This window comes from Brevundimonas sp. (genome assembly GCF_003248455.1).
Lineage (GTDB): Bacteria > Pseudomonadota > Alphaproteobacteria > Caulobacterales > Caulobacteraceae > Brevundimonas.
In genome coordinates this window covers 25378-50508 of the sequence record NZ_QFNM01000002.1, presented here as the reverse complement: position 1 = coordinate 50508, position 25131 = coordinate 25378, and the positions used below count along the sequence as shown (strand labels likewise).

Annotated in this window: 25 protein-coding genes; 18 read left to right on the top strand and 7 right to left on the bottom strand. The window is 67.5% G+C overall.

What is annotated here, in order from left to right:
* Window positions 1-22: 22 nt before the first annotated feature.
* The 3 genes from murJ to DI624_RS00875 all read left to right on the top strand — a co-directional run bounded on the left by murJ (window position 23) and on the right by DI624_RS00875 (window position 3257).
* Entirely contained in the window at window positions 23-1618 is a 1596-nt protein-coding gene (gene murJ / locus DI624_RS00885; RefSeq protein ID WP_291535481.1) for a murein biosynthesis integral membrane protein MurJ, read from the top strand.
* 125 nt (window positions 1619-1743) lie between these two features.
* Window positions 1744-2793, top strand: coding sequence for a tryptophan--tRNA ligase (gene trpS / locus DI624_RS00880; RefSeq protein ID WP_291535480.1), 1050 nt, complete (start codon window positions 1744-1746; stop codon window positions 2791-2793).
* Window positions 2793-3257, top strand: a complete 465-nt coding sequence (locus DI624_RS00875; protein WP_291535479.1) for an OsmC family protein — start codon at window positions 2793-2795, stop codon at window positions 3255-3257. The genes trpS and DI624_RS00875 overlap by 1 nt, the downstream gene beginning before the upstream one ends.
* A gap of 8 nt (window positions 3258-3265) precedes the next feature.
* Here DI624_RS00875 and DI624_RS00870 read toward each other — a convergent pair whose 3' ends face one another.
* Window positions 3266-4015, bottom strand: a complete 750-nt coding sequence (locus tag DI624_RS00870; protein WP_291535478.1) for a dienelactone hydrolase — start codon at window positions 4013-4015, stop codon at window positions 3266-3268.
* 107 nt (window positions 4016-4122) lie between these two features.
* Here DI624_RS00870 and DI624_RS00865 point away from each other — a divergent pair, with 107 nt between their 5' ends.
* Together DI624_RS00865 and DI624_RS00860 are read left to right on the top strand one after the other, a co-directional pair.
* The gene (locus DI624_RS00865) at window positions 4123-4758 is read left to right on the top strand and encodes a PadR family transcriptional regulator (RefSeq protein ID WP_291535477.1); all 636 of its coding nucleotides are present in this window, start codon (window positions 4123-4125) and stop codon (window positions 4756-4758) included.
* The gene (locus tag DI624_RS00860) at window positions 4755-5564 is read left to right on the top strand and encodes a siderophore-interacting protein (RefSeq protein ID WP_291535476.1); all 810 of its coding nucleotides are present in this window, start codon (window positions 4755-4757) and stop codon (window positions 5562-5564) included. The genes DI624_RS00865 and DI624_RS00860 overlap by 4 nt, the downstream gene beginning before the upstream one ends.
* Here the strand turns inward: DI624_RS00860 and DI624_RS00855 are convergent.
* Complete coding sequence (locus DI624_RS00855; RefSeq protein ID WP_291535475.1) at window positions 5561-6208, bottom strand: alpha-ketoglutarate-dependent dioxygenase AlkB; 648 nt, start codon at window positions 6206-6208, stop codon at window positions 5561-5563. The two genes, DI624_RS00860 and DI624_RS00855, sit on opposite strands and share 4 nt — an antisense overlap.
* A 394-nt stretch (window positions 6209-6602) precedes the next feature.
* On the opposite strand from DI624_RS00855, the gene dnaK reads away from it, so the two are divergent.
* The 3 genes from dnaK to dapB all read left to right on the top strand — a co-directional run bounded on the left by dnaK (window position 6603) and on the right by dapB (window position 10672).
* Entirely contained in the window at window positions 6603-8507 is a 1905-nt protein-coding gene (dnaK, locus tag DI624_RS00850) for a molecular chaperone DnaK (RefSeq protein ID WP_291535473.1), read from the top strand.
* 222 nt (window positions 8508-8729) lie between these two features.
* Entirely contained in the window at window positions 8730-9926 is a 1197-nt protein-coding gene (gene dnaJ, locus DI624_RS00845; protein ID WP_291535471.1) for a molecular chaperone DnaJ, read from the top strand.
* The gene (dapB, locus tag DI624_RS00840; protein WP_291535468.1) at window positions 9923-10672 is read left to right on the top strand and encodes a 4-hydroxy-tetrahydrodipicolinate reductase; all 750 of its coding nucleotides are present in this window, start codon (window positions 9923-9925) and stop codon (window positions 10670-10672) included. The genes dnaJ and dapB overlap by 4 nt, the downstream gene beginning before the upstream one ends.
* A 98-nt stretch (window positions 10673-10770) precedes the next feature.
* Here the strand turns inward: dapB and dnaQ are convergent, their stop codons facing one another.
* Genes dnaQ through DI624_RS00815 form a run of 5 tightly spaced genes read right to left on the bottom strand, consistent with a single transcriptional unit; the run spans window position 10771 to window position 14434 of the window.
* Window positions 10771-11493, bottom strand: coding sequence for a DNA polymerase III subunit epsilon (gene dnaQ / locus DI624_RS00835; RefSeq protein WP_291535466.1), 723 nt, complete (start codon window positions 11491-11493; stop codon window positions 10771-10773).
* Between the two features lie 7 nt (window positions 11494-11500).
* Complete coding sequence (coaE, locus tag DI624_RS00830; protein ID WP_291535464.1) at window positions 11501-12151, bottom strand: dephospho-CoA kinase; 651 nt, start codon at window positions 12149-12151, stop codon at window positions 11501-11503.
* Window positions 12148-12954 carry a shikimate dehydrogenase gene (locus DI624_RS00825; protein WP_291535463.1) on the bottom strand — a complete coding sequence of 269 codons (807 nt, stop codon included), beginning with the start codon at window positions 12952-12954 and terminating at the stop codon, window positions 12148-12150. The genes coaE and DI624_RS00825 overlap by 4 nt, the downstream gene beginning before the upstream one ends.
* Complete coding sequence (locus DI624_RS00820; protein ID WP_291535461.1) at window positions 12951-13553, bottom strand: nucleoside triphosphate pyrophosphatase; 603 nt, start codon at window positions 13551-13553, stop codon at window positions 12951-12953. The genes DI624_RS00825 and DI624_RS00820 overlap by 4 nt, the downstream gene beginning before the upstream one ends.
* Entirely contained in the window at window positions 13550-14434 is an 885-nt protein-coding gene (locus tag DI624_RS00815; RefSeq protein ID WP_291535459.1) for a pyruvate, water dikinase regulatory protein, read from the bottom strand. The genes DI624_RS00820 and DI624_RS00815 overlap by 4 nt, the downstream gene beginning before the upstream one ends.
* 446 nt (window positions 14435-14880) lie before the next feature.
* Here DI624_RS00815 and hemE point away from each other — a divergent pair, with 446 nt between their 5' ends.
* The 10 genes from hemE (at window position 14881) to DI624_RS00765 (ending at window position 25105) form a co-directional block, all read left to right on the top strand.
* Complete coding sequence (gene hemE / locus DI624_RS00810; protein ID WP_291535457.1) at window positions 14881-15939, top strand: uroporphyrinogen decarboxylase; 1059 nt, start codon at window positions 14881-14883, stop codon at window positions 15937-15939.
* A complete protein-coding gene (gene hemH / locus DI624_RS00805; RefSeq protein ID WP_291535455.1) occupies window positions 15936-17009 on the top strand; it encodes a ferrochelatase in 1074 nt (357 codons plus the stop codon). The genes hemE and hemH overlap by 4 nt, the downstream gene beginning before the upstream one ends.
* Window positions 17006-17473 (top strand): CopD family protein, encoded by a 468-nt coding sequence (locus DI624_RS00800; RefSeq protein ID WP_291535453.1) that lies wholly within the window; start codon window positions 17006-17008, stop codon window positions 17471-17473. The genes hemH and DI624_RS00800 overlap by 4 nt, the downstream gene beginning before the upstream one ends.
* A 203-nt stretch (window positions 17474-17676) precedes the next feature.
* A complete protein-coding gene (gene rho / locus DI624_RS00795) occupies window positions 17677-19104 on the top strand; it encodes a transcription termination factor Rho (RefSeq protein WP_291535451.1) in 1428 nt (475 codons plus the stop codon).
* 52 nt (window positions 19105-19156) lie between these two features.
* Window positions 19157-19381: a DUF6489 family protein gene (locus DI624_RS00790; protein WP_291535449.1), complete on the top strand. Its 225-nt coding sequence runs from the start codon at window positions 19157-19159 to the stop codon at window positions 19379-19381.
* 74 nt (window positions 19382-19455) lie between these two features.
* Window positions 19456-20763 carry a tRNA uridine-5-carboxymethylaminomethyl(34) synthesis GTPase MnmE gene (gene mnmE / locus DI624_RS00785; protein ID WP_291535447.1) on the top strand — a complete coding sequence of 436 codons (1308 nt, stop codon included), beginning with the start codon at window positions 19456-19458 and terminating at the stop codon, window positions 20761-20763.
* 110 nt (window positions 20764-20873) lie between these two features.
* A complete protein-coding gene (gene mnmG / locus DI624_RS00780; RefSeq protein ID WP_291535445.1) occupies window positions 20874-22754 on the top strand; it encodes a tRNA uridine-5-carboxymethylaminomethyl(34) synthesis enzyme MnmG in 1881 nt (626 codons plus the stop codon).
* A complete protein-coding gene (gene rsmG / locus DI624_RS00775) occupies window positions 22754-23386 on the top strand; it encodes a 16S rRNA (guanine(527)-N(7))-methyltransferase RsmG (RefSeq protein WP_291535443.1) in 633 nt (210 codons plus the stop codon). The genes mnmG and rsmG overlap by 1 nt, the downstream gene beginning before the upstream one ends.
* Entirely contained in the window at window positions 23367-24188 is an 822-nt protein-coding gene (locus DI624_RS00770) for an AAA family ATPase (RefSeq protein ID WP_291535441.1), read from the top strand. Before rsmG ends, DI624_RS00770 begins: the two co-directional genes overlap by 20 nt.
* 29 nt (window positions 24189-24217) lie before the next feature.
* The gene (locus DI624_RS00765) at window positions 24218-25105 is read left to right on the top strand and encodes a ParB/RepB/Spo0J family partition protein (protein ID WP_291535440.1); all 888 of its coding nucleotides are present in this window, start codon (window positions 24218-24220) and stop codon (window positions 25103-25105) included.
* Window positions 25106-25131: the final 26 nt, after the last annotated feature.

Below are 25131 nucleotides of genomic sequence, written 5' to 3'. Positions count from 1 at the left end.
TTCGCCTCTGTCGAATGTCCGCATGAGCCTCGCCCGCAACACCCTGGTCCAGTCGAGCCTGACGCTGGGCAGCCGCATCCTGGGCTTCGTGCGCGACATGGCGCTGGCGGCGCGCTTCGGCCAGGGGCCGATGATGGACGCCTTCACCACCGCCCTGATGTTGCCCAACATGTTCCGGCGCCTGTTCGCCGAGGGCGCCTTCGCCCAGGCCTTCGTGCCGGTCTATGGCGGGGTCCGGGCGCGCGAGGGCGAGGCGGCGGCCGCCGTCACGGCGTCCGAGGCGCTCAGCTTCATGCTGGCGGTGGTCGCCGGCTTCTGCATTCTGCTGCAGATCGTGATGCCGTGGATCATGCCGTGGCTGCTGTCGGCCTATCGCGATCAGCCTCAGGTGCTGCGCGCCGCCGTGATCGCCACTCAGCTGGCCATGCCCTATCTGGCCTGCATGACCGTGGCGTCCCTGCTGTCGGGGGTGCTGAACACGGGCGGTCGGTTCGCCCTGTCGGCGGCCGTGCCGGTGTTTCTGAACCTGTGCACCCTGGCCGCCCTGATGCCGCCGTTGATCCTGCCGATCGCGCAGGAGACGGTGCTGTTGATGGTCACGGCGGCGGTGACGGTTTCCGGCCTGATCCAGGCGGGGCTGCTGTGGTGGGGCGTACGGCGGCTGGGCGTGCGTCTGAAGATCGGCCTGCCGCGCATCACCCCCAATGTGCGCCACACTCTGGCCCTGGCCGTGCCCGGCGCCCTGGCCGGCGGGGCGCTTCAGATCAACTCCCTGGTGTCGCAGTTCCTGACAGGCTCGGACGAGGGCGCTCGCTCGGTGCTGTATAACGCCGACCGCCTGTACCAGCTTCCGCTGGGCCTTGTCGGGGTGGCCATCGGCCTGGCCCTGGTGCCGCGACTGACCAAGGCCTTCGTGGCCGGCGATCACGAGGGCGGCCAGCGCACCCTGGACGACGGCGTCAACCTGGCCATGGCCTTCACCCTGCCCGCCGCCGTGGCCCTGTTCGTCATCCCCTTCTTCATCATCGACGCGACGGTGACGCGCGGCGCCTTCACCTCGGCCGACGCCGCCCGCACGGCCGACGTGCTGCGCCAGTTCGCCTGGGGCGTGCCGGCCTTCGTCCTGGCCAAGGTGCTGACCCCGCCCTTCTTCGCCCGCCAGGACACCCGCCGGCCGATGATCTTCGCCGTGACCAGCGTGGCGATCACAATCGTCCTGGGCTCGGTCCTGTTCTTCTGGTTCCGCAGCCAGGGCTGGGACGGGGTTCTGGGCCTGGCCATCGCCACCAGCACCTCGGCCTGGATCAATGTCGCCCTGCTGGGCGGGGTGCTGGTCCGCGAGAACAGCTGGCGGCCGTCGCCGGCCTTCGTGTCCCGCTTCGCCCGGGTGGCCGCCGCCAGCGCCATGATGGCCGCCCTGCTGTTCGCGGCCGACGTCTTCTATCCGCAACTGAGCCGCCTGTTCCTGGCCAAGGAGATCGCCGTCCTGGCGGTGTGCGGCGCGGGGGCTGGTCTATATGGCTTTTGTCTGCTGGCCTTCCGCGCCGTCACCCTGTCGGAACTGAAGGCGACGCTGCGGCGCGAGCCGGGCGGGACGGCGGTCTCCGGTCTGGACTGACCGGCGGCGAACCGATAAGCGCGAGACCATGACGACCTCGGGCCCGACCTTCGACCGGCGATGGCGCGGCTGATCCGCCGCCCGCTTCGCCACGCCTGCCTTCCGACCTTTCGAGACCCGATTTCATGACCGATCAAATCCCGCCGACCGCTGCTCCGGCCTATACCGGCCCGCGCCGCATCCTGTCCGGCATCCAGGCCTCCGGCGCCCTGCATCTGGGCAACTATCTGGGCGCGCTGAAGCGGTTCGTCGAACTGCAGGACCAGGGCGCGCCGGTCTTCGTCTTCGTCGCCGACATGCACGCCATCACCGTCTGGCAGGAACCGGAGAAGCTGGCGGCCCAGACGCGCGAGATCGCCGCCGCCTATCTGGCGTCGGGCCTGGATCCGGCCAAGTCGATCATCTTCCCGCAATCGGCCGTGCGCGCCCACGCCGACCTGGCCTGGATCTTCAACTGCGTCGCCCGCCTCGGCTGGCTGGACCGGATGACCCAGTTCAAGGAGAAGTCGGGCAAGCACAAGGAGCGGGCCTCGGTCGGCCTCTACACCTATCCGGTGCTCCAGGCCGCCGACATCCTGCTCTACAAGGCGACCGAGGTGCCGGTCGGCGAGGACCAGAAACAGCATCTGGAACTGACCCGCGACATCGCCCAGAAGTTCAACAACGACTTCGGCGTTCCGGGCTTCTTCCCCGTGCCCGAACCGATCATCCAGGGCCCGGCGACCCGCGTCATGAGCCTGCGCGACGGGGCGGCCAAGATGTCCAAGTCGGATCCGTCCGACAACAGCCGCATCAACCTGACCGACGACGCGGACACGATCGCGTCCAAGATACGCAAGGCCAAGACCGACCCGGCGCCCCTGCCGGAAACCCTGGAGGAGCTGAACGAGCGGCCGGAGGCCAGGAATCTGGTGGCCATCTACGCCGCCCTGGCGGGGACGACGCGCGAACAGGTGATCGCCGACTTCGGCGGCCAGGGCTTCGGCGCCTTCAAGCCCGCGCTGGCGGACCTGGCCGTCTCCGCCCTGGCGCCGGTCACGGCCGAGATGCGCCGCCTGATGGACGACCCGGCCGAGATCGACCGGGTGCTGAAGGACGGGGCCGAACGCGCCGCCGCCGTCGCCGATCCGGTCGTGGACGAGGTCAAGACGATCGTCGGTTTCTGGCGGGCGTGATGGGCGTCTACGAAGCCCGGATCGCTTGGAGCCGGGGCGACCAGCCGTTCCTGGACAAGCGCTACAGCCGCGCCCATTCCTGGACCTTCGACGGCGGGGCGGTCGTGCCGGCGTCTTCGGCCCCGTCGAGCGTGCCCGTGCCGATGTCCGATCCTTCGGGGGTGGACCCGGAGGAGGCGATGATCGCCTCCCTGTCCAGCTGTCATATGCTGTGGTTTCTGGCCTTCGCCGCCAATGCGGGCCTGACGGTCGACACCTATGTCGACGAGGCCTCAGGCGAAATGGGACAGGACGACGGCGACCGCCGCTACATCGCCAAGGTCGTTCTTCGTCCCCGCACGCGCTTCACCGGTCGCGTTCCGTCGCAGGAGGAACTGGACGCCCTGCACCGCCAGGCCCACGACCATTGCGAGATGGCCCATTCGGTACGGGCGACGATTACGACCATCGCGACTACCGGCTGAAACGGCGTCTAAGGCGTTGGGACGGCGTCGGTCAGGAAGGCGCGGAAGCGGCGCAGGCCCTCTTCGGTCAGGTGCGGATCGTGACGCATCGGGCCGTTGCTGGTCGGCTCGTCGAAGGCGTGGGTGCCGCCTGCGACCCAGCTTTCGACCTCGGCGCCGCAGTCGCGGATCATGGCGTTGACCCGTTCGGCGTTGCGTACGGTGGTCAGGTGGTCGCGCCGGCAGGTCACGGCCAGAACCCGCGGGCAATGCCGCCACGGCTTCATCCGGTTGAAGGCGAAGGGACCGATATAGGGGTACATCAGCCAGACCGCGCGCACCGCCGACAGGTCCGCTTCGGCGGGGTTGGATACGCCCATCGTCCCGGGGCCGGGCGTCTCGCTCATCATCTCCATGATCGACCAGCCGCCATGGCTCCAGCCGCCAAGGGCCAGTTTCGTCGCATCCACGTCGGGCCACGCCGAAACCCCTTGGATCGCGGCCAGCACGTCGCCCGCCCGCACGTAACCTCGGAACGACAGGCCGGTGCAGACGGCCGTCAGGGTGAAGGTCCTTCCCCAACCGCGCGGCGCGTAGGAATCCACGATGAAGGCGCGCCATCCCGCCGCCTCGGCCACGGCCGCGTAGCGGGGCAGGTGGTCCCGCAGGCCCCCGCAGCCATGAAACAGCAGGACCGCCGGGCGCGGCCTGTCGTCGTCGGGGCCGACGACGGTCACATGAGGTTCGAGGCGAGACCAGCGGCGCTTCAGATCGTCCATGACCGCCTTACGCCGCAGGCGAGCGGCGAACGCCAGCCCCTCTTGCGCATTTCGATGTTCCGATATATCTAATCCACAAGAACAGATATATCGAAAGAGAATCGATCATGAGGTCTAAGGGGATCTTCCAGGGCCGCCGCGACGGGTGCGGCGGAAAACACGGCCGGCCGGAAGGGTTTGGCAACGGCTTCGGCCGGGGGATGCGCGGCGCGCGCGGCGCCGACTTCGGTCCCGGCTGGGAAGGACGCGATACGCGCGGACGCGGTCACGGCCATGGCCGGCGCGGCGGCGGGCGTCTGTTCGACCACGGCACGCTGCGCTGGGTGCTGCTGTCGCTGATCGCCGAAAAGCCCAGCCACGGCTACGAGCTGATCAAGGCGGTGGAGACCAAACTGGGCGGCGCCTATTCGCCCAGCCCCGGCGTCATCTACCCCAGCCTGACCCTGCTGGAGGAAATGGGCGCGCTGGAATCCGAGGCCCAGGGCGGCAAGAAACTGTATTCCATCACCGGCGCCGGCCGCGCCATGCTGGCCGAAAACGAAGAGGTTCTGAGGGCCGCCGAGGCGACCATGGACAAGTTCGCCGCCCGCGCCCTGCGCCCGGCCGCCATCCAAGACGCCGTCGGCCGGCTGCGCCACGCCATCCATGCGCGGCTGACGGGCGAGGCCGCCCTGACCGAGGCCCAGGTCCAGGGCATCGCGGCCATCCTGAACGAGGCCGCCGACAAGGTGGAGCGGGCATGAGCGACGCGCTTCGCACGCCCCGACGGTTGCGGCACGAACTGAAGTTCCGCACCCTGCGCGTCGCCGAAGTTCAGGACCTGACGCCCACCCTGCGCCGCATCGTGCTGGAGGGGGCGGACCTGGACGGGTTCGTCTCTTTGGGGTTCGACGACCATGTGAAGATCTTTCCCGTGGCGGAGGGCCAGGCCCCGATCCTGCCGACCATCGGGCCCGACGGGCCGGTTTTTCCTGAGCCGCGTCCGGTCGCGCGCGACTATACGCCCCGCGCCTATGACTCCGCGAAGAACCGCCTGACGCTGGATTTCGTGACGGGGCACGGCGGGCCGGCGACCGAATGGGCCATGGCGGCCAGCACCGGTTCGGTGCTGGGCGTCGGGGGACCGCGCGGCTCCTTCGTCGTGCCGACCGCCTTCGCCGACCATGTGCTGATCGGCGACGAGACGGCGCTGCCCGCCATCGCGCGGCGGCTGGAGGAACTGCCTGCCCAGGCCCGCGCCCATGTGGTGGTCGAGGTCGCCGGCGCGGCGTCGCGGCTGACTTTGGACAGCGCCGCCAAGGCGACTGTGACCTGGGCCGTGCGCGACGGCGCCCCGCGCGGCCGGGCCGAAGCGCTGACTGCGGCGGTCGAAACGGCCTTGGCCCTGGTCGACCGCAGCGACGCCTATGTCTGGATCGCGGCCGAATCCGGCGTCGCCAAGACCTTGCGCGCCAAGGTTCTGGACATGGGCTTTTCGCCCAGAGCGATGAAGGCGGCCGGCTATTGGCGGCTGGGCGGCGCCGGCGCGCACGAGGTCATCGAGGATTAAAGGCCCCGGCCCGCTACGCGCAGGGTCAGGTTCAGCCTGCCCCCGCCGGGAAGCAAACGGGACGAGCCGGCCAGTATGCGGTCGATTCCGTGCCGGGCCAGGCGGGCCGGGCCCGTCAGGGCGCAAACGTCGCCGCTGTCCAACCGGACGGTGGTGGTGGTCCCGCCCTCGGCCGGGCCGATGCGGAAGCGCGCGGCGTCGCCCAGGGACACCGACAGGACCGGCGCCCCCAGATCGGCCTCGTCGCGATCCTGGTGCAGGCCCATCCTGGCGCCCTCGCGATACAGATTGACCAGACAGGCGTCGGGCAGGCCGGGCCAATCCACGGTTCGCCGCCATAGATCGAGCAGGAAGGACGGGATCGCGGGCCACGGCCGCCCGGTTTCGGGATGGGTCGCCTGATAGCGGTAGCCCGCCCGGTCTGACACCCAGCCCAGCGGGCCGAAGTTGCTCATCTCGACCGAGAACGGCCGCCCGCCCGGCGTGAGCGGCCGATAGGGCGGGGCCTGCCGCAAGCGCGCGAACACGGTCGCGGCCAGGGCCGCCTGGGCCGCCGCATCGAGCGCGCCCGGCCACAGCCGAAAGCCCTCGACGGCGGTGGCGACCTCTACGGGGGCGGGTGTGATCGCTGATCTGACGGACATGGCGAGCGCCTCGGCTCCTGGGCCCTTCGTGAGCTCGGCTTCGAAAGCATAGACGCAGCCGCCCGAGCCGTCATCGATATTGACGCAAGTTTCGGCCGTCCTCCAGCGCACGAACCCAGGATGTCGCCCTCCCAGTCGTCCTTGCGCGAATCCGAGCCTTGGAGGTCTTTCCCGGCGCAACGCGGCGTCCCGTCGTTCTTTGCCCCATACGAATCGCAGATCGCCCTTGCGGGCCCGGGGGATTTTCCCATATCGGGGCCAGCTTCGGAGAAACCCCGCTAAAACTGGGGCTATCCGGCCCGAACAACGCCAACCCAACCCGGGGGCGGTCACGCGCGGCGCTTCGTCGAAGGCCGCCGCATCGCCCGCTGAACGAGAGAGACGAAGAACGCCCATGGCCAAGATTATCGGCATCGACCTCGGCACCACCAACTCCTGCGTGGCCGCCATGGATGGCAAGAACCCCAAGGTCATCGAGAACGCCGAAGGCAACCGCACGACCCCGTCGGTCGTCGCGATCCAGGACGGCGCCGAAGTGCTGGTGGGTCAGCCCGCCAAGCGTCAGGCCGTGACCAATCCCTCCAACACCTTTTTCGCGATCAAGCGCCTGATCGGCCGCAACTTCGACGATCCGGTGGTGGCCAAGGACAAGGGCATGGTGCCCTATGAGATCGTCAAGGGTCCGAACGGCGACGCCTGGGTGCGCGCCTTCGGCAAGGACTATTCCCCGCAGCAGATCTCGGCCTTCATCCTGCAGAAGATGAAGGAATCGGCCGAGGCCTATCTGGGCGACAAGGTCACTCAGGCGGTCATCACCGTGCCGGCCTATTTCAACGACAGCCAGCGCCAGGCCACCAAGGACGCCGGCAAGATCGCCGGCCTGGAAGTGCTGCGGATCATCAACGAGCCGACCGCGGCGGCCCTGGCCTATGGGCTGGAGAAGAACGACGGCCAGAAGATTGCGGTCTATGACCTGGGCGGCGGCACCTTCGACGTCTCGATCCTGGAGATCGGCGATGGCGTGTTCGAGGTGAAGTCGACCAACGGCGACACCTTCCTGGGCGGCGAGGACTTCGACCTGCGCCTGGTCGACTATCTGGCCGACGAGTTCAAGAAGGAGCAGGGCGTCGACCTGCGCCAGGACAAGCTGGCCCTGCAGCGGCTGAAGGAAGAGGCCGAAAAGGCCAAGAAGGAACTGTCGACCACGACCCAGTACGAGGTCAACCTGCCGTTCATCACCATGAACGCCTCGGGTCCGCTGCACCTGAACATCAAGCTGACGCGCGCCAAGCTGGAATCCCTGGTCGAGGACCTGGTCCAGCGCACGATCGAGCCGTGCAAGAAGGCCCTGGCCGACGCCGGGCTGAAGGCCTCGGACATCGACGAGGTGGTGCTGGTCGGCGGCATGACCCGCATGCCCAAGGTGCAGGAGGCGGTGAAGGCCTTCTTCGGCAAGGAGCCGCACAAGGGCGTGAACCCCGACGAGGTCGTGGCCCTGGGCGCCGCCGTTCAGGCCGGCGTGCTGCAAGGCGACGTCAAGGACGTGCTGTTGCTGGACGTGACGCCGCTGACCCTGGGCATCGAAACCCTGGGCGGCGTCTTCACGCCCCTGATCGAACGCAACACCACCATCCCCACCAAGAAGAGCCAGACCTTCTCGACCGCCGACGACAACCAGTCGGCCGTGACCATCCGGGTCTTCCAGGGCGAGCGGCCGATGGCGGCGGACAATAAGATGCTGGGTCAGTTCGACCTGATGGGCATCCCGCCCGCGCCGCGCGGCATGCCCCAGATCGAGGTCGCCTTCGACATCGACGCCAACGGCATCGTCAACGTCTCGGCCAAGGACAAGGCGACCAACAAGGAACAGTCGATCCGCATCCAGGCGAATGGCGGCCTGTCGGACGCCGACATCGACAAGATGGTCAAGGAAGCCGAGGCCAACGCCGCGTCCGACAAGGCCAAGAAGGATCTGGTCGAGGCGCAGAACGCCGCCGACAGCCTGATCCATTCGACCGAAAAGGCCCTGGCCGAACACGGCGACAAGGTCGGCGCCGACGAGAAGGCGGCGATCGAGACCGGCCTGGCCGATCTGAAGACCGCGCGCGAGGGCTCGGACCCGGAAGACATCCGCGCCAAGACCAACACCTTGGTCCAGGCCTCGATGAAGCTGGGTGAAGCCATGTATTCGGCCCAGCAGGGTTCGGGCGACGCCGCAGAAGGCCAGCCGGCCGACGACGGCGTGGTCGACGCCGAGTTCGAGGAAGTGTCGGACGCCGACGACAAGAAGAGCGCCTGATCCGCAACAGGTCGCTGAAATGATACGGCCCCGCTTGTCTTGCGATAGGCGGGGCCTTTTCATGAAACTTGCATCATTCGTCCCGGCCCCCATGTCAGCCGGGACACCGTAGTTCCGTCATAGCCCGCCAGAGGCTGATCCTTCCCTTTGAAGGAGCGCAGGTCGGGCTCTCGCAAAGAGGCGGAGGGAACGCGGCAGGGGAAGTATGAGGACGATCGCCCGATGGCGCGTGACTATTACGAGGTACTGGGCGTCGAGCGCACCATCGACGCGCCCGGTCTGAAGGCCGCCTACCGCAAGCTGGCCATGATCCATCACCCGGACCGCAACGGCGGATCTGAAGAATCCGTCGCCCAGTTCAAGGAAATATCCGAGGCCTATTCGGTCCTGTCGGACGCCGAGAAGCGCGCGGCCTATGATCGGTTCGGCCATGCGGGCGTGAACGGCGGCGGCAATCCCTTCGGTCAGGGCCAGCAGGGCTTTTCGGACATCAACGACATCTTCTCCCAGGTGTTCGGCGATGCGTTCGGCGACGCCTTCGGCGGACGACAGGGCCGGGGCCAGCAGGGCGGGCCGCGTCGCGGATCGGACCTGCGCTACGACCTGGAGATCACCTTGGAGCAGGCCTACAAGGGCGAAGAGGTCGAACTGGACATCCCCGCCACCCTGACCTGCGACGCGTGCGAGGGATCGGGGGCCAAGCCGGGCACCAAGCCCGTCACCTGCACCACCTGCAACGGCGCCGGCCGGGTGCGCCAGGCGAACGGCTTCTTCCAGGTTGAGCGCACCTGCCCCCGCTGCCACGGCCAGGGCCAGATGATCGCCGATCCCTGCCCGACCTGTCACGGCCACGGCCAGGTGCGCAAGACCCGCACCCTGAATCTGAAGATTCCCGCCGGCGTGGACGACGGATCGCGCATCCGCTTGTCGGGCGAAGGGGACGCCGGCCAGCGCGGCGGACCGCGCGGAGACCTCTATGTCTTCATCTCGGTGGCGTCGCACGATCTGTTCGAACGGGATAACCTGGACCTTCTTGTCACCGTGCCCGTGCCGATGACGGTGGCGGCCCTGGGCGGCGAGATCGATGCTCCCTGCCTGGTGTCCTCGGCCTGCGACGGCAAATGCAAGGCCTCGGTCGCCGTGCCGGCCGGCGCCCAGACCGGCAAGACCGTGCGCATCAAGGGCAAGGGCATGCCCCATCTGAACGGCCGCAATCGGGGCGATCTGGTTGTCGAGCTGTTCGTCGAGACGCCTACCGATCTGACCCCGCGCCAGCGTGAGTTGCTGGAAGAGCTTGCCCTGTCGTTCGGCGAAGGGCAAAACCCCCGTAATTCCAGCTTCGCCGGAAAGGCGAAGCGTTTCTGGGCCGACATCCTGGGCAACCAGGACGCGGACGGGTCGAAAGAAAACGCGGCTTGAGCGCAATCTTCCACGCCGGAATTTCCGGCTATCGCGGACGAATGGGCCGTGCGGTGTCCCAGGTTCTGGACGCTCGCGACGACGTGGTGGTGGCCGCCCGTTTCGACTGGGGCGAAACGGCCGACCTGTCGCTGTGCGACGTGATCATCGACTTTTCGACGCCCGACGCCTCGGCCGCCCTGGCGGAGAAGGCAGCCGAACGCGGCGGCCCCGCCCTCGTCATCGGTTCGACCGGCTTCACGCCCGAGCAGGAAGCCGTGCTGCTGAAGGCGGCCGAGAAGGTCGCCATCGTCAAGAGCGGCAACTTCTCCCTGGGCGTGAACATCCTGATCGGCCTGGTGCAGCACGCGGCCCAGCGGCTGGACGCCCAGGACTGGGACATCGAAATCACCGAGGCCCACCACCGCCGCAAGGTGGACGCGCCCTCCGGCACCGCCCTGATGCTGGGCGAGGCGGCGGCGGACGGCCGGTTCGCCGATCTGGCGGACCTACGCACCGCCCCCTACGACGGCGTGCAGGGCGAGCGGGAAACGGGCAAGATCGGCTTCTCCTCGATCCGCGCAGGCGGCATCGTGGGCGAACACACCGTCCTGTTCGCCTCGGAGGACGAGGTTCTGACCCTAAGCCATTCCGCCATCGACCGGTCGCTGTTCGCGCGCGGCGCGGTGGCCGCCGCCGCCTGGGTCCGCACCCGCAAGGCCGGCCTCTACGACATGCAGGACGTGCTCGGGTTCAGGCAAGCCTGAACCCAACGAGGCGCTTCACACCGCGTATGTTCGCGACGCGGTCGCTCACGACTTGAGCGCAATTTTGACGAGGAATGCGCTCAACGGCCGCCTCTGGCCTAAGCCGCGTCTTCTTGCGCCGGCAGACCATAGGCGTCCCACAGGGACCGGTCTTTCAGCATCCTGGCCAGGAAGGCGAGGTGGGCGGCCTGTTCCTCAGGCGTGGAGCGCGGGGCGAGGGGGCGGGGGCGCTGGCCATAGGCGGCGACCTGGACGACGCCGCCCTGACCCCGGCCGACCGGACCCGACGACAGGTCCAGCACCCGCTCCTTGCCGCCGCGCAGTTCCAGATACACCTCCGCCAGCAGGCGGGCGTCGATCAGGGCGCCGTGCAGGGTGCGCTCGACCAGGGACACCTTGTACCGTTTGCACAGGGCGTCCAGCGAGTTGGGCATGCCCGGAAACCGGCTTTGGGCCAGTTTCAGGGTATCGATCCAGCGCGCCTCGCCGGTGATCGGACGGCCGCAGCGACTGTATTCGAAGTCGATGAAGTTCCGGTCGAAGGCCGCGTTGTGGGCGATCATCTTCGCATCGCCGATGAAGTCGATCAGATCGTCGGCGATTTCGGCGAACTTGGGCGCATCCCTGACCTTCTCGTCGGTGATGCCGTGCACCCGGATCGCATCCGGCGGGATCAGCCGTTCCGGGTTGACGAAGCGGTGGAAGGTGCGACCCGTCGGCAACAGATCCTGCAGTTCGATGCAGCCGACCTCGATCAGCCGATCCCCCGTCCTGGGGTCGAAGCCGGTGGTTTCCGTATCGAGAACGATCTCGCGCGCCATGCGCCCTTTAATGGCGATGTTCGTCCCGGTCCGAAAGAGTCGCGGCGTCCCGACGTCGAGATATCCACGCCGGATCCAGCACCGTCTCCACCACCGCCGCGACCTGGGCTTGGGCGGCCTTCAGGCCCCGGCCGGTGTCGATGACGAAGTCGGCCCGCGCGCGCTTTTCCGCATCGGGCGTTTGGCGGGCCAGGATGGCGTCGAACCGTTCGCGCGTCATGCCGGGCCGGGCCAGAACCCGTTCGGCCTGGACGGCGGGATCGGCCGTAACCACCACCACGGCGTCCACCTTGGCGTCTCCGCCCGTCTCGAACAGCAGGGGAATGTCCAGCACCGCCAGCCGGACTCCGGCCGCGCGCGCAGCCTCCAGATCGGCGAGGCGACCCTCGGCGACCAGGGGGTGGACGATGGCCTCCAAACGTCTGAACGCGGCATCGTCGCGGCCCAGGGCCTCGGCCAGGCGGGCGCGGTCCACCGCCCCGTCCACGACCACGCCTGGGAAGGCGGCCTGAACCGGCGCGACCGCCGCACCGCCGGGCGCATACAGACGGTGCACCGCGTCGTCGGCGTTCCAGACCACGGCGCCCAGATCGGCGAACATGGCCGTCGTCGTCGACTTGCCCATACCGATGGAGCCCGTCAGGCCGATCAGGATCACGCCGCCTCTCCCAGGTGCCGCAACACGCGCTCGCGCACGTCTGTATCGGGAACCGGATGGCCGAAGATGGCCTGAAACGAGGGTCTGGCCTGGCCGATCAGCATGGCCAGACCGTCGACGCCGACCAGTCCGCGAGCACGGGCGGCGGCCAGCAGGGGCGTCTCCAGCGGGCGGTAGGTCATGTCCATGACCACCGTCCCGGCCTCCAGCCGCCCCACGTCCAGATTGGGCCGCACGCTGAGCGCATTGACGACCAGGGTCGCGCCGATGAAGGCGGATGCATCCTCGACCACGGCGACGGCCGGGCCCAGGTCGGCGGCCAGGCGTTCGGCCCGATCGCGCGACCGATTGAGGATGCGAACCTGGGCGCCGGCCAAGGCCAGAGCGCCGGCCGCCGCGCGGGCCGCCCCGCCGGCGCCCAGGATGACCGCCGGCTTGGCCTCCACCTGCAGACCCGGCGCCTGTTCGCCCAGGGCGTTCATCAACCCCAGCCCGTCGGTGCTGTCCGCCCGGATGCGTCCATCCTCGAACACCAGCAGATTGGCCGATCCGACCAGACGGGCGGCCTCCGAGACCTCGTCCGCCGCAGCGTAGGCCTGCTCTTTATAGGGAGCGGTGACGTTTAGTCCCCGCAGGGCGCCGCGACGGCCCTGGTCCAACAGGGCTTCGAACGCTTCGGGCGTTTCGGGTCCGTGGGCGACATAGCGGGCGTCGAGCCCCGCCGCCGCGATCCAGGTCGCGTGGATCAGGGGACTGAGGGAATGGGCGATGGGCGAGCCGACGACCCCGGCCTGGACGGTCATGACGGCAGGACCCCGACGCGGCGCAGTTCGGCCAGGACAGGCCACAGGGGCAGGCCCAGGACGGTGAAATAGTCGCCCTCCACCGCCTCGAACAGCTGCGATCCCAGGCCTTCCAGCCGATAGGAACCCACGCAGGACAACAGCGCCTCACCCTCGGCCGCCAGATAGGCGTCCAGAAAGGCGTCGGAAAAATCGCGCATCCGCATCTGCGCCGTGTCGACGCCCGACCAGACGATTCGGCCCTTGGCGGCCAGGGCCGCGCCCGAATGAAGTTGGTGCGTCCGACCGCGCATGGCCTGCAGACGCTGGCGCGCCTCCTGAAGCGATCGGGCCTTGGACACGAGGCCCTCGTCGAACGCCAGGGTCTGATCCGATCCCAGCACCCAGGCGCCGGCGTCGTCGCGCGATAAGGCCAGGGCCTTGGCCTCGGCCAGGCGAACGGCCAGGGCGGCGGGGTGCAGATCGCCGGAGACGGCCTTGATCGCATCCTCGTCCACCCCGGCGACGCGCACCGTGAACGGCACGCCGGCGTTTTCCAGCATGGCTCGGCGCGCGGCGCTCTTGGACGCCAGGATCAGCTTGATCGCGCTGTCGTTCACCAGGTGGTCCCGATCTTCTGGTTGCGGTGCTCGCTGAGCAGATTGGTGATGGCGGCGGCCGTCTCCTCGACCGAGCGGCGGCTGACGTCGATGGTGGGCCAGCCCCGACGCTCGAAGGCGCGCCGGGCCTTGATGGTCTCCTCGCGAACCGCCTCCTGATCGGTATAGGCCGACGAGGGATTGGCGTTCAGATTGTCGATCCGGTTGCGCCGGATCTGAACCAGCCGGTCCGGCGAGACCGTCAAGCCGATCACCAGCGGGTTCTTCAGCTTGGTCAGCCGTTCCCCGTCTTCCTGGCCCGGCACCAGGGGGACGTTGGCGGCGCGGATGCCCCGGTGCGCCAGATAGATGCAGGTCGGGGTCTTGGAGGTCCGGCTGACGCCGCAGAGCACGACATCGGCGCCCTCCAGCTGATCCAGGGTCCCCTGGCCGTCGTCATAGGCCATGGCGAAGTCCAAGGCCGCGATCCGGTTGAAATAATCGTGGTCCAGGGCGTGCTGGGCGCCGACGCGGGTCGACAGAGCCGCGCCCAGATAGCGCGACATGGCCCCCACCAGCGGGTCCAGCGCCCCGATCTGGGGCATGTCCAGACGACGACAGCCCTCTTCCAGCTGCTCCCGCAAATCGCGGTCGACCAAGGTGTGGAGGACCACGCCGGGAGCCGAAGCCACTTCCTGCAGAACCCGCTCCATCTGCTTTTCCGAACGGACCAGGGCGTAGATGTGTTCGATGGGGATGACGCCGTCGAAACGGGCGGTCACGGCCTTGGCCATGGCGTTCAGCGTCTCGCCGGTGGAGTCCGACACCAGGTGGACGTGGAAATAGGTGGCGAGGCGGCCGGGATTGGGCGGCCGAGCGCCGGTCGATCGGGCAGGGCTCATGCGGTCGGGCTCCCTGTTGAAACCTGGGGGACGGCGGGGGACCGCCGGGGCGCCGTTTTCCTTAGCCGGTCCGCGTCCCGGCCGCGAGCGGGGATGAGGGTGGATCGCGTCGCCGGTCCGCTCCAGGATCATCCCACGGCGGAAAAACGGTTTCGCATCGCCTGTGGAAATCCTAACGAAGGGTTAACGGCGCTTAACCGCATTCACAGGCGCAAGGTCCCGGAAAGCCTTTGGCGTTAAGGTTTCGTTAGGGATTGTCCACGGCCGGGAAACCCCGTGCGACGATCCCCGTTAACGATGGCCGGACCGGGGATATCCGGTTTTGTTCCGCCGCTGCGGCCGGAATCTTCCCCGTCGTTCCACCGCCCTACCTGCCACTTCGAATCTTTTAATTCTTATCTTGATTAGGGATTGAGAGCGGGGGGCTGTGACCTTAATCGTCCGGCATGACCGATCCGAGCCAGAACGCCAGTCAGACGCCCTTGATGCTGAGGGCGCTTCGGGGGGAGACGCTGAAGCGCCCGCCGGTCTGGTTCATGCGTCAGGCGGGGCGTTATCTGCCCGAGTATCGCAGGCTGCGGGCCGAGGCGCCCGACTTCATCGCCTTCTGCCTGAATCCCGAGATGGCGGCCGAGGCGACGCTTCAGCCCATGCGGCGGTTCGGCTTCGACGCGGCCATCGTCTTCGCCGACATCCTGTTGATCCCCCGCGCCCTGGGCCAGGACGTCTGGTTCGAGACGGGGGAGGGGCCGCGGCTGGGCGAAATGCCGATCCCCGGCCGGATGGCGGAACTGGCCCCGGCGGCGGGCGAGCATCTGTCGGCGGTGGGCGAAACCCTGGCGATCGTGCGCGCGGCGCTGGAGCCGGAACGCGCCCTGATCGGTTTCGCCGGCGCGCCATGGACGGTGGCGACCTATATGCTGGACGGCGAGCATCGGACCATCGGCAAGGGCGAACGCGCCCAGGCCCGCACCTATGCCTATGCCGATCCCAAACGGGTCGACGAGACGCTGGAGGTCCTGGTCGAGGCCACGGCCCGTTATCTGAAGATGCAGGCGGACGCCGGCGCTCAGGTGCTCAAAATCTTCGAAAGCTGGGCCGAAGGCCTGCCGGACGATCTGTTCGAGAGACTGGTCCTGAAGCCGCACCAGGCGCTGGTGAAGCGCGCGAAAGAGCTGGGGGTCGCAGTCCCTCTGATCGGCTTTCCTCGGGGCTCTGCGGCGCTGGCTGAGCGTTATGCCGAGGCGGTGGAGGTGGACGCCGTCGCACTCGACACCGCCTGTCCGCTGGAGGTCGGACGGCGGGTTCAGCAGATCAAGCCGATCCAGGGCGCGCTGGACCCGCTGCTGCTGCGCGCCGGGGGCGATCCTCTGGACCGCCGCGTCGATCAACTGATGGAGGCCTGGGGCCAGGGGCCGTGGGTGTTCAACCTGGGCCACGGCATCCTGCCGGACGTGCCCATCGGTCATGTCGAGCAGGTGCTGGAACGGATCGGCGCCCAATGACCGAGCACCACGGAACAGGACTGAGGGGCAGGCGCATCGCCGTCGTCCTGTTCAATCTCGGCGGACCGGACGACCAGGCCGCGGTCAAACCCTTCCTGTTCAACCTGTTCAACGATCCGGCCATCATCGGCCTGCCTGGCCTGGCGCGCACCCCTCTGGCCCGGCTGATCTCCAGTCGGCGCGAGGCCGCCGCCCAGGCTAACTACCGGCTGATGGGCGGAGGATCGCCCCTGCTGGGGGAAACGCAGGCCCAGGCCCGGGCGCTGGAGACCGCGCTGGCCGCGCGGCTGGCGGGCGACGAGATCCGGGTCTTTATCGCCATGCGTTACTGGAACCCGCTGACCGAGGAGACGGCCGCCGACGTCGCCGTGTTCGGGCCGGACGAGGTCATCCTGCTGCCGCTCTATCCGCAGTATTCGACGACGACGACTCAATCCTCTCTGAAGATCTGGAACGAGACCTACGCCGGATCGGGCGTCAGTCGGGCCGTCTGCTGCTATCCCCGGGCCGCCGGCTGGATCGCGGCCCAGGCCCAGGCGATCGGGGAAAAACTGGATGAGGCCGGCGAGGCGCCCGTGCGGGTGCTGTTCTCCGCCCACGGCATCCCCGAAAAGCTCGTGACGGGAAAGGGCGATCCCTATCAGGAACAGGTCGAGACCACGGTCGCCGCCGTGGTCGCGGAAATCGAGGCCCGTCGCGGACCCATCGACCACGCCATCTGCTATCAAAGCCGGGTCGGCCCGATGAAATGGCTGGGTCCTTCGACTCCCGAGGCGATTCAGAGCGCGGCCGAGGACGGCGTCGGAGTGGTCGTGACCCCCGTCGCCTTCGTCTCCGAGCATGTCGAAACCCTGGTCGAACTGGATATCGAATATGCGGAGCTGGCCCGGGACAAAGGCGTGGTCCCCTATTTGAGGGCTTCCGCCGTCGGGATCGAACCGCTGTTCATCGACGCCCTGGCCGAGGCGGCGGTCGGCGCCCTGGGCCGGACCGGCGTCGCGCCCCATGGCCAGGGCTGCAAGGCGGACTGGAAGGCCTGTCCGCATCGTAACGGGAGACACGCGGCATGACCCTCTATGACCTGGCGCGCGGCCTGCACATTCTGGCGGTGATCGCCTGGATGGCGGGCCTGCTGTTTCTGCCCCGCCTCTACGCCTACGACGTCGAACAGAACGCCAAGCCCGAGCCTCTGCGCGGCGAGATGCAGCGGCTGCTGCGTCTGTGGCAGACGCGGCTGCTGCGCATCATCGTCAATCCGGCCATGATCCTGGCCTGGGGCTTCGGACTATGGCTGATCCACATCGACGTCTCCGCCCGGGGCGCGGCCTTTCTGGCCGAGCCGTGGATGATCGTCAAACTGGTCGGAGTCCTCCTGCTCAGCGGCTGGCACGGCTTCCTGGCCGCCCAGAGGAAGAAGATCGCGGCGGGAACATCGAAATATTCCGGCCGGTTCTGGCGCATGACGAACGAGATTCCGTTCCTGCTGGCCATCGTCATGGTCTTGTCTGTGACGACCGAATGGCGCTTCGGCTAGGCGGCTGCGCTTGACGTCGGGCGCGGCCTGTGGTTCCGCTGGCGGCGAACCGCTCGACCCTTGCGCCGGCGGCCCTCTCTTCTTCGCGACGCCTGGCGGTTCGACCCGCAGGAGCCCGTCGCATCCTCCTCCGGCCGAAAGGCCAGACATCTCGAAGACCCGACGCCGCAGAGACCGTCTGCGCGCGCCCACGAGCCTGCATCATGACCGACGTCCGCGACACCGATCCCGATTCCCCCGAGGCTGAATCCCTCGAACCCGCTGAACATCACGGCGCCGTCCATTCGCCGGGCGAGGCGGCCAGCGCCGATTCCGGCGTGGACACCACGGCCGACGAGGACGACGATGGCGAGCCGGTCGTCGCCAACGGCCGTATCACGCTGGCCGAACTGAACGAGAAGACGCCGGCCGACCTGGTCGCCTTCGCCGAACAGCTGGAAGTCGAGAACGCCTCGAACCTGCGCAAGCAGGACCTGCTGTTCGCCATCCTCAAGGCCCTGGCCGACGAGGAGGTGGAGATCATCGCCGACGGGGTGCTGGAGATCCTGCCCGACGGTTTCGGCTTCCTGCGCAGCCCGGACGCCAATTATCTTCCGGGGCCGGACGATATCTATGTCTCGCCGTCGCAGATTCGACGCTTCGGGCTGCGATCGGGCGATACGGTGCACGGGGCCGTGCGCGGCCCGCGCGAGGGCGAGCGTTACTTCGCCCTGTTGAAAGTCGACACGATCAATCTGGAAGACCCGGAACTGGTCAAGACCAAGGTCCTGTTCGACAACCTGACGCCGCTGTACCCCGAAGAGCGGCTGCACATGGAAATCCAGGACCCGACGCTGAAGGACCGGTCCGGGCGGGTCATCGACATCGTCGCCCCGTTGGGCAAGGGTCAGCGATGCCTGATCGTGGCGCCGCCCCGCGTCGGCAAGACGGTGATGCTGCAGAACATCGCCAAGTCGATCGAGAAGAACCACCCGGAAGTTTTCCTGATCGTCCTCTTGATCGACGAACGTCCTGAAGAAGTCACCGACATGCAGCGCACGGTGAAGGGCGAGGTCGTGGCCTCCACCTTCGACGAGCCCGCCACCCGCCACGTCGCCGTCGCCGAAATGGTGATCGAAAAGGCCAAGCGCCTGGTCGAGCACAAGAAGGACGTGGTGATCCTGCTGGACTCCATCACCCGCCTGGGCCGCGCTTATAACGCCACCGTCCCGTCGTCGGGCAAGGTGTTGACCGGCGGCGTCGACGCCAACGCCCTGCAGCGGCCGAAACGCTTCTTCGGCGCGGCGCGCAATGTGGAGCAGGGCGGATCGCTGACCATCATCGCCACGGCCTTGATCGACACCGGCAGCCGCATGGACGAAGTGATCTTCGAAGAGTTCAAGGGCACCGGCAACTCCGAGATCGTGCTGGACCGCAAGGTCGCCGACAAGCGCATCTTCCCCGCCATTGACGTGCTGAAGTCCGGCACCCGCAAGGAAGATCTGATCACGCCCAAGGATCAGCTGGCCAAGACCTATGTCCTGCGCCGTATCCTGAATCCGATGGGGCCGCAGGACGCGATCGAGTTCCTGCTCGACAAGCTGCGTCAATCCAAGAACAACGCCGAGTTCTTCCAGTCTATGAACACTTGAGGCGGATTCGACCGTCAGGCGTTCTGTTTCACGTGAAACGGAGCCAAGACCGATGAAGATCAATGTCGAGGTGGATTGCACCCCGGCTGAGGCGCGGGCCTTCCTGGGTCTGCCCGACGTGGCCCCATTGAACGAGGCCTTGGTCGCGGAGATGCAGCAGCGGATGCAGGCCAATGTCGCCGCCATGCAGCCCGAGGAATTGATGAAGACCTGGGCAAGCTTCGGCCTTCAGGCCCAGGATCAGTTCCGTCGATTGATGGAAGCGGCGGTCAAGTGAGGCCGCGCCTCCGGCCGCGATGCCGATACGCCGCCATCGCCTCCTCGGCTTCATGAAGCAGGATGACTGTTGACATGAACGAGACCATCTTCGCCCTCGCCACGCCTCCGGGGCGTGGAGCCATCGCCGTAATTCGGCTGTCCGGGCCGGAGGTCGAACCGACTTTGACGGCGCTTGGCGCGCCCCGCCTGCCGCCGCGCCTGGCGTCGGTGCGGAATCTGAGCCACGATGGCGGCCATATCGACCAGGCTCTGGTCCTGCGTTTCGTCGCGCCTCACTCCTATACAGGGGAAGACGCCGCCGAGTTGCATCTTCACGGCGGCCGGGCTGTGGTGGAAGCGGCGAGCCAGGCCCTGATCGCGCTCGGCCTCCGACCGGCGGAACCGGGAGAGTTCACCCGCCGCGCCTTTCAGAACGGCCGGATGGACCTGGCCCAGGCGGAAGCGGTCGCCGACCTGATCGACGCCGAAACGGCCGCCCAGGCGAAGCAGGCGCTGGGCCAATTGGACGGGCGGCTAAGCGAGACCTATGCGGGTTTCCGTCGCGATCTGCTGACCGCCCTGGCGTTGGTCGAGGCGGAAATCGACTTTCCCGACGAAGAGGTGCCCGACAATCTGGCGCGAACGGCGGGGCCGGTGCTGGATCGGCTGGCCGAGGATTTGCGCCGGGCGGTCGCGACGGCGCGGCGCGGCGAGCGGGTTCGCGACGGGTATCGCATCGTTCTGATCGGCGAGACCAACGCCGGCAAGTCGTCGCTGTTCAACGCCCTGATCGCGCGGGAAGCCGCCATCGTGACCCCCATCGCCGGAACGACGCGCGATGTCTTGGACGCCGAACTGGTGATTGGGGGCTATGCCGTGACCCTTTCCGACACCGCCGGCCTGCGCGAGAGCGACGATCCGGTCGAGGCCGAAGGCGTCCGGCGGGCCCGGACGCGGGCCGAACAGGCCGACCTGCGTCTATGGGTGCGCGCCCCAGGCGATCCGGAGGGCGCAGCCGGCGCCTATGTCCGGCCTGGCGATCTGATCGTCGCCAACAAGGCGGATCTGGGTGTGGACGAAGTGGAGCCTGGGCTCGAAGCCGTTCGCGTCAGTACGACCAACGGCGAGGGGCTGCAGGCGCTTCACGATTGGATCGCCGCCCGATTGGCCCGTGACCTGTCGGGGACCGACTTTCCGGCCGTGACCCGCGAACGGCATCGGCTGCGGTTGATGGAAGCCCTGGCTGCGGTCGAAGCGGGCCGTTCGGCCTTGGCGGTCGCGCCCGAAATGGCAGGGGATGATTTGAGGCGCGCCGCCGATAGCCTGGCCCGCGTGACCGGCGCCATCGGCGTGGAGGACATACTGGGCCAGGTGTTCGCCTCTTTCTGCATAGGAAAATAGTTCCGCCGCCATACCGGCGTTTCACGTGAAACAATCCGCCTTACCTTGTCCGGTGGTGGGAAGACGGCGCGAGACTGGCGACCGACGCCCTTTTGCATTATGTGGCGCGGATGCGCACCTTCTCTGAAATCGTCTGCGATGTCGTCGTCATCGGCGGCGGCCACGCCGGCTGTGAAGCAGCGGCGGCTTCGGCGCGAGCCGGGGCCCGTACGCTCCTGCTGACCCAGAAGCTGGAAACCATCGGCGAGATGTCGTGCAACCCAGCCATCGGCGGCCTAGGCAAGGGGCATCTGGTGCGCGAGATCGACGCGATGGACGGAATCATGGGGCGCCTGGCCGATGCCTCGGGCATCCAGTTTCGTCTGCTGAACCGGTCTAAGGGCGCCGCCGTCCGCGGCCCGCGCAGTCAGATCGATCGCCGTCTTTACCGTGAAGCCATGCAGGCCGAACTCGGCGTCACGCCGAATTTGATGCTGATGGCGGGCACGGCGGAAAGCCTGATCCTGGAAGGCGACCGGGTCTTGGGCGTCGTCACCGGCGCCGGCGAACGCGTGCGGGCCAGGGCGGTCGTCCTGACCACGGGAACCTTCCTGAACGGCGTCATCCATCGGGGCGAACAGCGCATTGCGGCAGGGCGTCATGGCGAAGCCCCTTCGACGGGGCTGGCGGCCAATCTGCGTGCGGCTGATCTGCAGATGGGTCGGCTGAAGACGGGCACGCCCGCACGGTTGGACGGGCGCACCATCGCCTGGGACCGGCTGGAGATGCAGCAGGCGGACGAGGTCCCTTCGGCCTTTTCCTTTCTGACCGAGCGGATCGCCGTGCCGCAGATCGCCTGCGGCGTCACCCATACGACGGAAGAGACCCATAGGATCATAGCCGAGAACCTGGGCGAGAGCGCGGTCTATGGCGGGCGGCTGTCGGGCCGGGGGCCGCGCTACTGCCCCTCGATCGAGGACAAGGTCGTGCGATTCGCCGACAAGACCAGCCATCAGATCTTTCTGGAGCCCGAGGGGTTGGACGACCCAACGGTTTATCCCAACGGCATTTCGACCTCGGTCAGCGAAACGACCCAGCTGGCTTTTCTGCGCACTATCCCGGGTTTGGAGCAGGTCGAGGTGTTCCGGTACGGCTACGCCATCGAATACGACTATGTCGATCCGCGCGAATTAACGCCCGCCCTGGAGCTCAAGACGCGGCCCGGGCTGTATCTGGCCGGCCAGATCAATGGCACCACCGGCTACGAGGAAGCGGCCGCCCAGGGGTTGATGGCGGGCCTGAATGCGGCGCGCGCGGCGGCAGGCCAGGAGGCGGTGATCCTGGGCCGCGACCAGGCCTATATCGGGGTGATGATCGACGACCTGGTGACGCGGGGCGTGACGGAGCCGTATCGGATGTTCACCAGCCGGGCCGAGTATCGACTGACCCTGCGGGCGGACAACGCCGATCAGCGTTTGACGCCGCTGGCGATTTCCCTCGGAGTTGTCGGCGAAGTGCGTCGCACTCGGTTCGAGCGAAAGTCCGCCGCCCTGAAGCGCGCCAGCGCTGTTTCACGTGAAACCCTTTTCACCCCGAATGAGGCCGGCGCGATCGGAATCGCCGTGAACGCCGATGGCCGTCGTCGGTCGATGCGCGAACTTTTGGCCTTCCCCGGCGTGATGCTGGACCAGTTCGCGCCGGTGATCCCCGAGGTCATGGCCTGGAACGAAGACGTTCGGGAGCAGGTGGTCATCGACGCAGGATACGCCAACTATCTGGATCGCCAGGCCATGGACGCCGAGGCCCTGCGGAACGAAGAGGCGCTGAACCTTCCGGCCGATCTCGACTATGAGGTCGTCGGGGGACTGTCCAACGAGGTGCGCGAAAAGCTGGCGCGGGTGCGGCCCATGACCTTGGGACAGGCGAGGCGGATCGAGGGCATGACGCCCGGCGCGCTGACGGCCCTTCTGGCCCATGTGAAGCGCACACCGCGCACTGTGGCGGCCGCCTGATGCTGGCGGCCGAACGGTCGATCTTTCAGGCACGCACGAACGCGACCGATATTCAGATGGCCGATCTCGAATCGTTTCGCCTGCGATTGGGCGATGCGAACGCGGTGATGAACCTGGTCGGACCCGACAGCCTGCCGGACTATTGGAATCGCCATGCCTGGGACAGCGCCCAACTGCTATGTCATGCGCCGAAGGCATCCACCTGGGCGGACCTGGGGGCGGGGGCGGGATTTCCCGGGGTGATCCTGGCGATCCTTTTGAAAGGTCGTCCCGGCAGCCACATATGGCTGATCGACAGTCTGGGAAAGCGGTGTCGGTTCCTGCGGGAAACGGTCGACGCGCTAGGTCTGCCCGCCACCGTCATCAATGGTCGGGCGGAAGAGCAGCAGGTGAGATGCGATATCGTCACCGCGCGGGCTGTGGCGCCGATGGATAAGTTGCTGGGTTATGCACAGCCCTACTTCGAAAGGGGTGCACAAGGTCTTTTCCTCAAGGGCGAGAAGGCCGAATCCGAGTTGATCGCCGCACGGAAATCCTGGCATTTCGAAGCGGAACTGGCCCCGTCGCAGAGCGACCCGCGTGGCCGAATCGTGACAATTCGGAGTGTTCGACGTGCCCGCATCCGCTCGTGAAAAACAACCCGCCCGGGTCCTGGCCGTCTCCAACCAGAAGGGCGGGGTGGGCAAGACGACGACGGCGATAAACCTGGGCACCGCTCTTGCCGCCATTGGGGAGCGCGTGCTGATCGTCGACATGGATCCGCAAGGCAACGCCTCTACCGGCCTCGGTGTTCCACGTGAAACACGTCGCGTCACCATCTACGACGTCGTCGTCGATCACCGCTCAATCGACGACGCGGCGGTGCAGACGACGGTGCCCGGCCTCTGGATCGTGCCGGCGGACGCCGATATGTCGGGGGTGGAGATCGAATTGAGTCAGGCGGACCGCCGCTCCTACCGTCTGCGCGACGCCTTGCGCGCGCATGACGACGGGCCTACCGCGTATGACTATGTGCTGATCGACTGCCCGCCGTCGCTGAACCTGTTGACGCTGAACGCCATGGCGGCGGCGGATGCGGTGCTGGTGCCGTTGCAGTGCGAATTCTTCGCCTTGGAGGGCCTGAGCCAACTGATGCGGACCATCGACATGGTCAAGCACAGCCTGAACCCCACGCTTGAAATCCAGGGCCTGGTCCTGACCATGTTCGACCGGCGCAGCGCCCTATCGGGCCAGGTCGCCAACGATGTCCGCGCCCATTTCGGCGACAAGGTCTATGACAGCGTCATTCCGCGCAACGTGCGCGTCGCCGAGGCGCCGTCCTTCGGCAAGCCGGCCCTGATCTACGACCTGAAATGCGCCGGCAGCCAAGCCTATCTGCGGCTGGCGCGCGAGGTGGTCAAGCGCGAGCGGCGACGCCTCGCGCTGGCCGCTTGATTCCTAAGAAAAGAAACGGAAGCAGTATCTTGGCTGAACGACAAAGAGGTTTGGGCCGCGGTCTGTCGGCGCTTATGGGCGAGAATGCGGAGGCTCCCGTCGCGACGGACGCGCCCGTGTCAGCCGGCGTGCGGCGCGTGCCGATCGAGAGTGTCAAGCCCAACCCGGACCAACCGCGCAAGGTGTTCCGCCAGGAGGACCTAGAAGAACTGACGGCCTCGATCCGCGACAAGGGGGTGCTTCAGCCGATCCTGGTGCGGACCCAGCCCGGCGAGCCCGGCGTCTGGCAGATCATAGCCGGCGAGCGCCGCTGGCGCGCGTCCCAGGCCGCTCGCCTGACCGAAGTGCCGGTCGTGGTCCATGAAATGGACGACGTCGAGGTGTTCGAGGTCGCCATCGTCGAGAACGTCCAGCGCGCCGACCTGAATCCGCTGGAAGAGGCCGAGGCCTACCGTGTCCTGATGGAGCGTTTCGGGCGCACCCAGGACGCGGTCGCCAGCGTCGTCGGCAAAAGCCGCAGCCATGTGGCCAACACCCTGCGTCTGCTGCAACTGCCTGAACGGGTGCTGTTCTATGTGCGTGAAGGCAAGCTGTCGGCCGGCCACGCGCGGGCCTTGATCAACACGCCCGATCCCGGCCGGTTGGCCGATATCGCCTTTGTCGACGGCCTGAGCGTTCGCGAGACCGAAGCCCTGGCGCGGCGCGCGGTCGAAGGGCCGAAACCGTCGAAGGCGCGGTCGGGGGGCGCCAGGTCCGGCGGCGGCTCTGCGGATGTCGCAGCCCTGCAACAGGACCTGGCCGACGCCCTGGGGCTGAACGTCCAGCTGACGGACCGTGACGGAAAGGGCGAACTGACCATCCGTTATGGCACGCTGGAGCAGTTGGACGACCTGTGCCGTCGTCTGATGCGAGGTTGACGCCGGGGATGTGGTAGGGTGGGCGT

What these genes read in the sequence shown, in the direction of transcription:
- rho (WP_291535451.1), top strand. Translation starts at nt 17,677, where the DNA reads ATGACCGACGTCCGCGACACCGATCCCGATTCCCCCGAGGCTGAATCC.
- DI624_RS00790 (WP_291535449.1), top strand. Translation starts at nt 19,157, where the DNA reads ATGAAGATCAATGTCGAGGTGGATTGCACCCCGGCTGAGGCGCGGGCC.
- hemE (WP_291535457.1), top strand. Translation starts at nt 14,881, where the DNA reads ATGACCGATCCGAGCCAGAACGCCAGTCAGACGCCCTTGATGCTGAGG.
- murJ (WP_291535481.1), top strand. Translation starts at nt 23, where the DNA reads ATGAGCCTCGCCCGCAACACCCTGGTCCAGTCGAGCCTGACGCTGGGC.
- hemH (WP_291535455.1), top strand. Translation starts at nt 15,936, where the DNA reads ATGACCGAGCACCACGGAACAGGACTGAGGGGCAGGCGCATCGCCGTC.
- DI624_RS00800 (WP_291535453.1), top strand. Translation starts at nt 17,006, where the DNA reads ATGACCCTCTATGACCTGGCGCGCGGCCTGCACATTCTGGCGGTGATC.
- dnaQ (WP_291535466.1), bottom strand. Translation starts at nt 11,493, where the DNA reads ATGGCGCGCGAGATCGTTCTCGATACGGAAACCACCGGCTTCGACCCC.
- DI624_RS00815 (WP_291535459.1), bottom strand. Translation starts at nt 14,434, where the DNA reads ATGAGCCCTGCCCGATCGACCGGCGCTCGGCCGCCCAATCCCGGCCGC.
- DI624_RS00825 (WP_291535463.1), bottom strand. Translation starts at nt 12,954, where the DNA reads ATGACCGTCCAGGCCGGGGTCGTCGGCTCGCCCATCGCCCATTCCCTC.
- mnmE (WP_291535447.1), top strand. Translation starts at nt 19,456, where the DNA reads ATGAACGAGACCATCTTCGCCCTCGCCACGCCTCCGGGGCGTGGAGCC.
- dnaK (WP_291535473.1), top strand. Translation starts at nt 6,603, where the DNA reads ATGGCCAAGATTATCGGCATCGACCTCGGCACCACCAACTCCTGCGTG.
- trpS (WP_291535480.1), top strand. Translation starts at nt 1,744, where the DNA reads ATGACCGATCAAATCCCGCCGACCGCTGCTCCGGCCTATACCGGCCCG.
- DI624_RS00865 (WP_291535477.1), top strand. Translation starts at nt 4,123, where the DNA reads ATGAGGTCTAAGGGGATCTTCCAGGGCCGCCGCGACGGGTGCGGCGGA.
- DI624_RS00870 (WP_291535478.1), bottom strand. Translation starts at nt 4,015, where the DNA reads ATGGACGATCTGAAGCGCCGCTGGTCTCGCCTCGAACCTCATGTGACC.
- DI624_RS00860 (WP_291535476.1), top strand. Translation starts at nt 4,755, where the DNA reads ATGAGCGACGCGCTTCGCACGCCCCGACGGTTGCGGCACGAACTGAAG.
- DI624_RS00855 (WP_291535475.1), bottom strand. Translation starts at nt 6,208, where the DNA reads ATGTCCGTCAGATCAGCGATCACACCCGCCCCCGTAGAGGTCGCCACC.
- mnmG (WP_291535445.1), top strand. Translation starts at nt 20,874, where the DNA reads ATGCGCACCTTCTCTGAAATCGTCTGCGATGTCGTCGTCATCGGCGGC.
- DI624_RS00875 (WP_291535479.1), top strand. Translation starts at nt 2,793, where the DNA reads ATGGGCGTCTACGAAGCCCGGATCGCTTGGAGCCGGGGCGACCAGCCG.
- rsmG (WP_291535443.1), top strand. Translation starts at nt 22,754, where the DNA reads ATGCTGGCGGCCGAACGGTCGATCTTTCAGGCACGCACGAACGCGACC.
- dnaJ (WP_291535471.1), top strand. Translation starts at nt 8,730, where the DNA reads ATGGCGCGTGACTATTACGAGGTACTGGGCGTCGAGCGCACCATCGAC.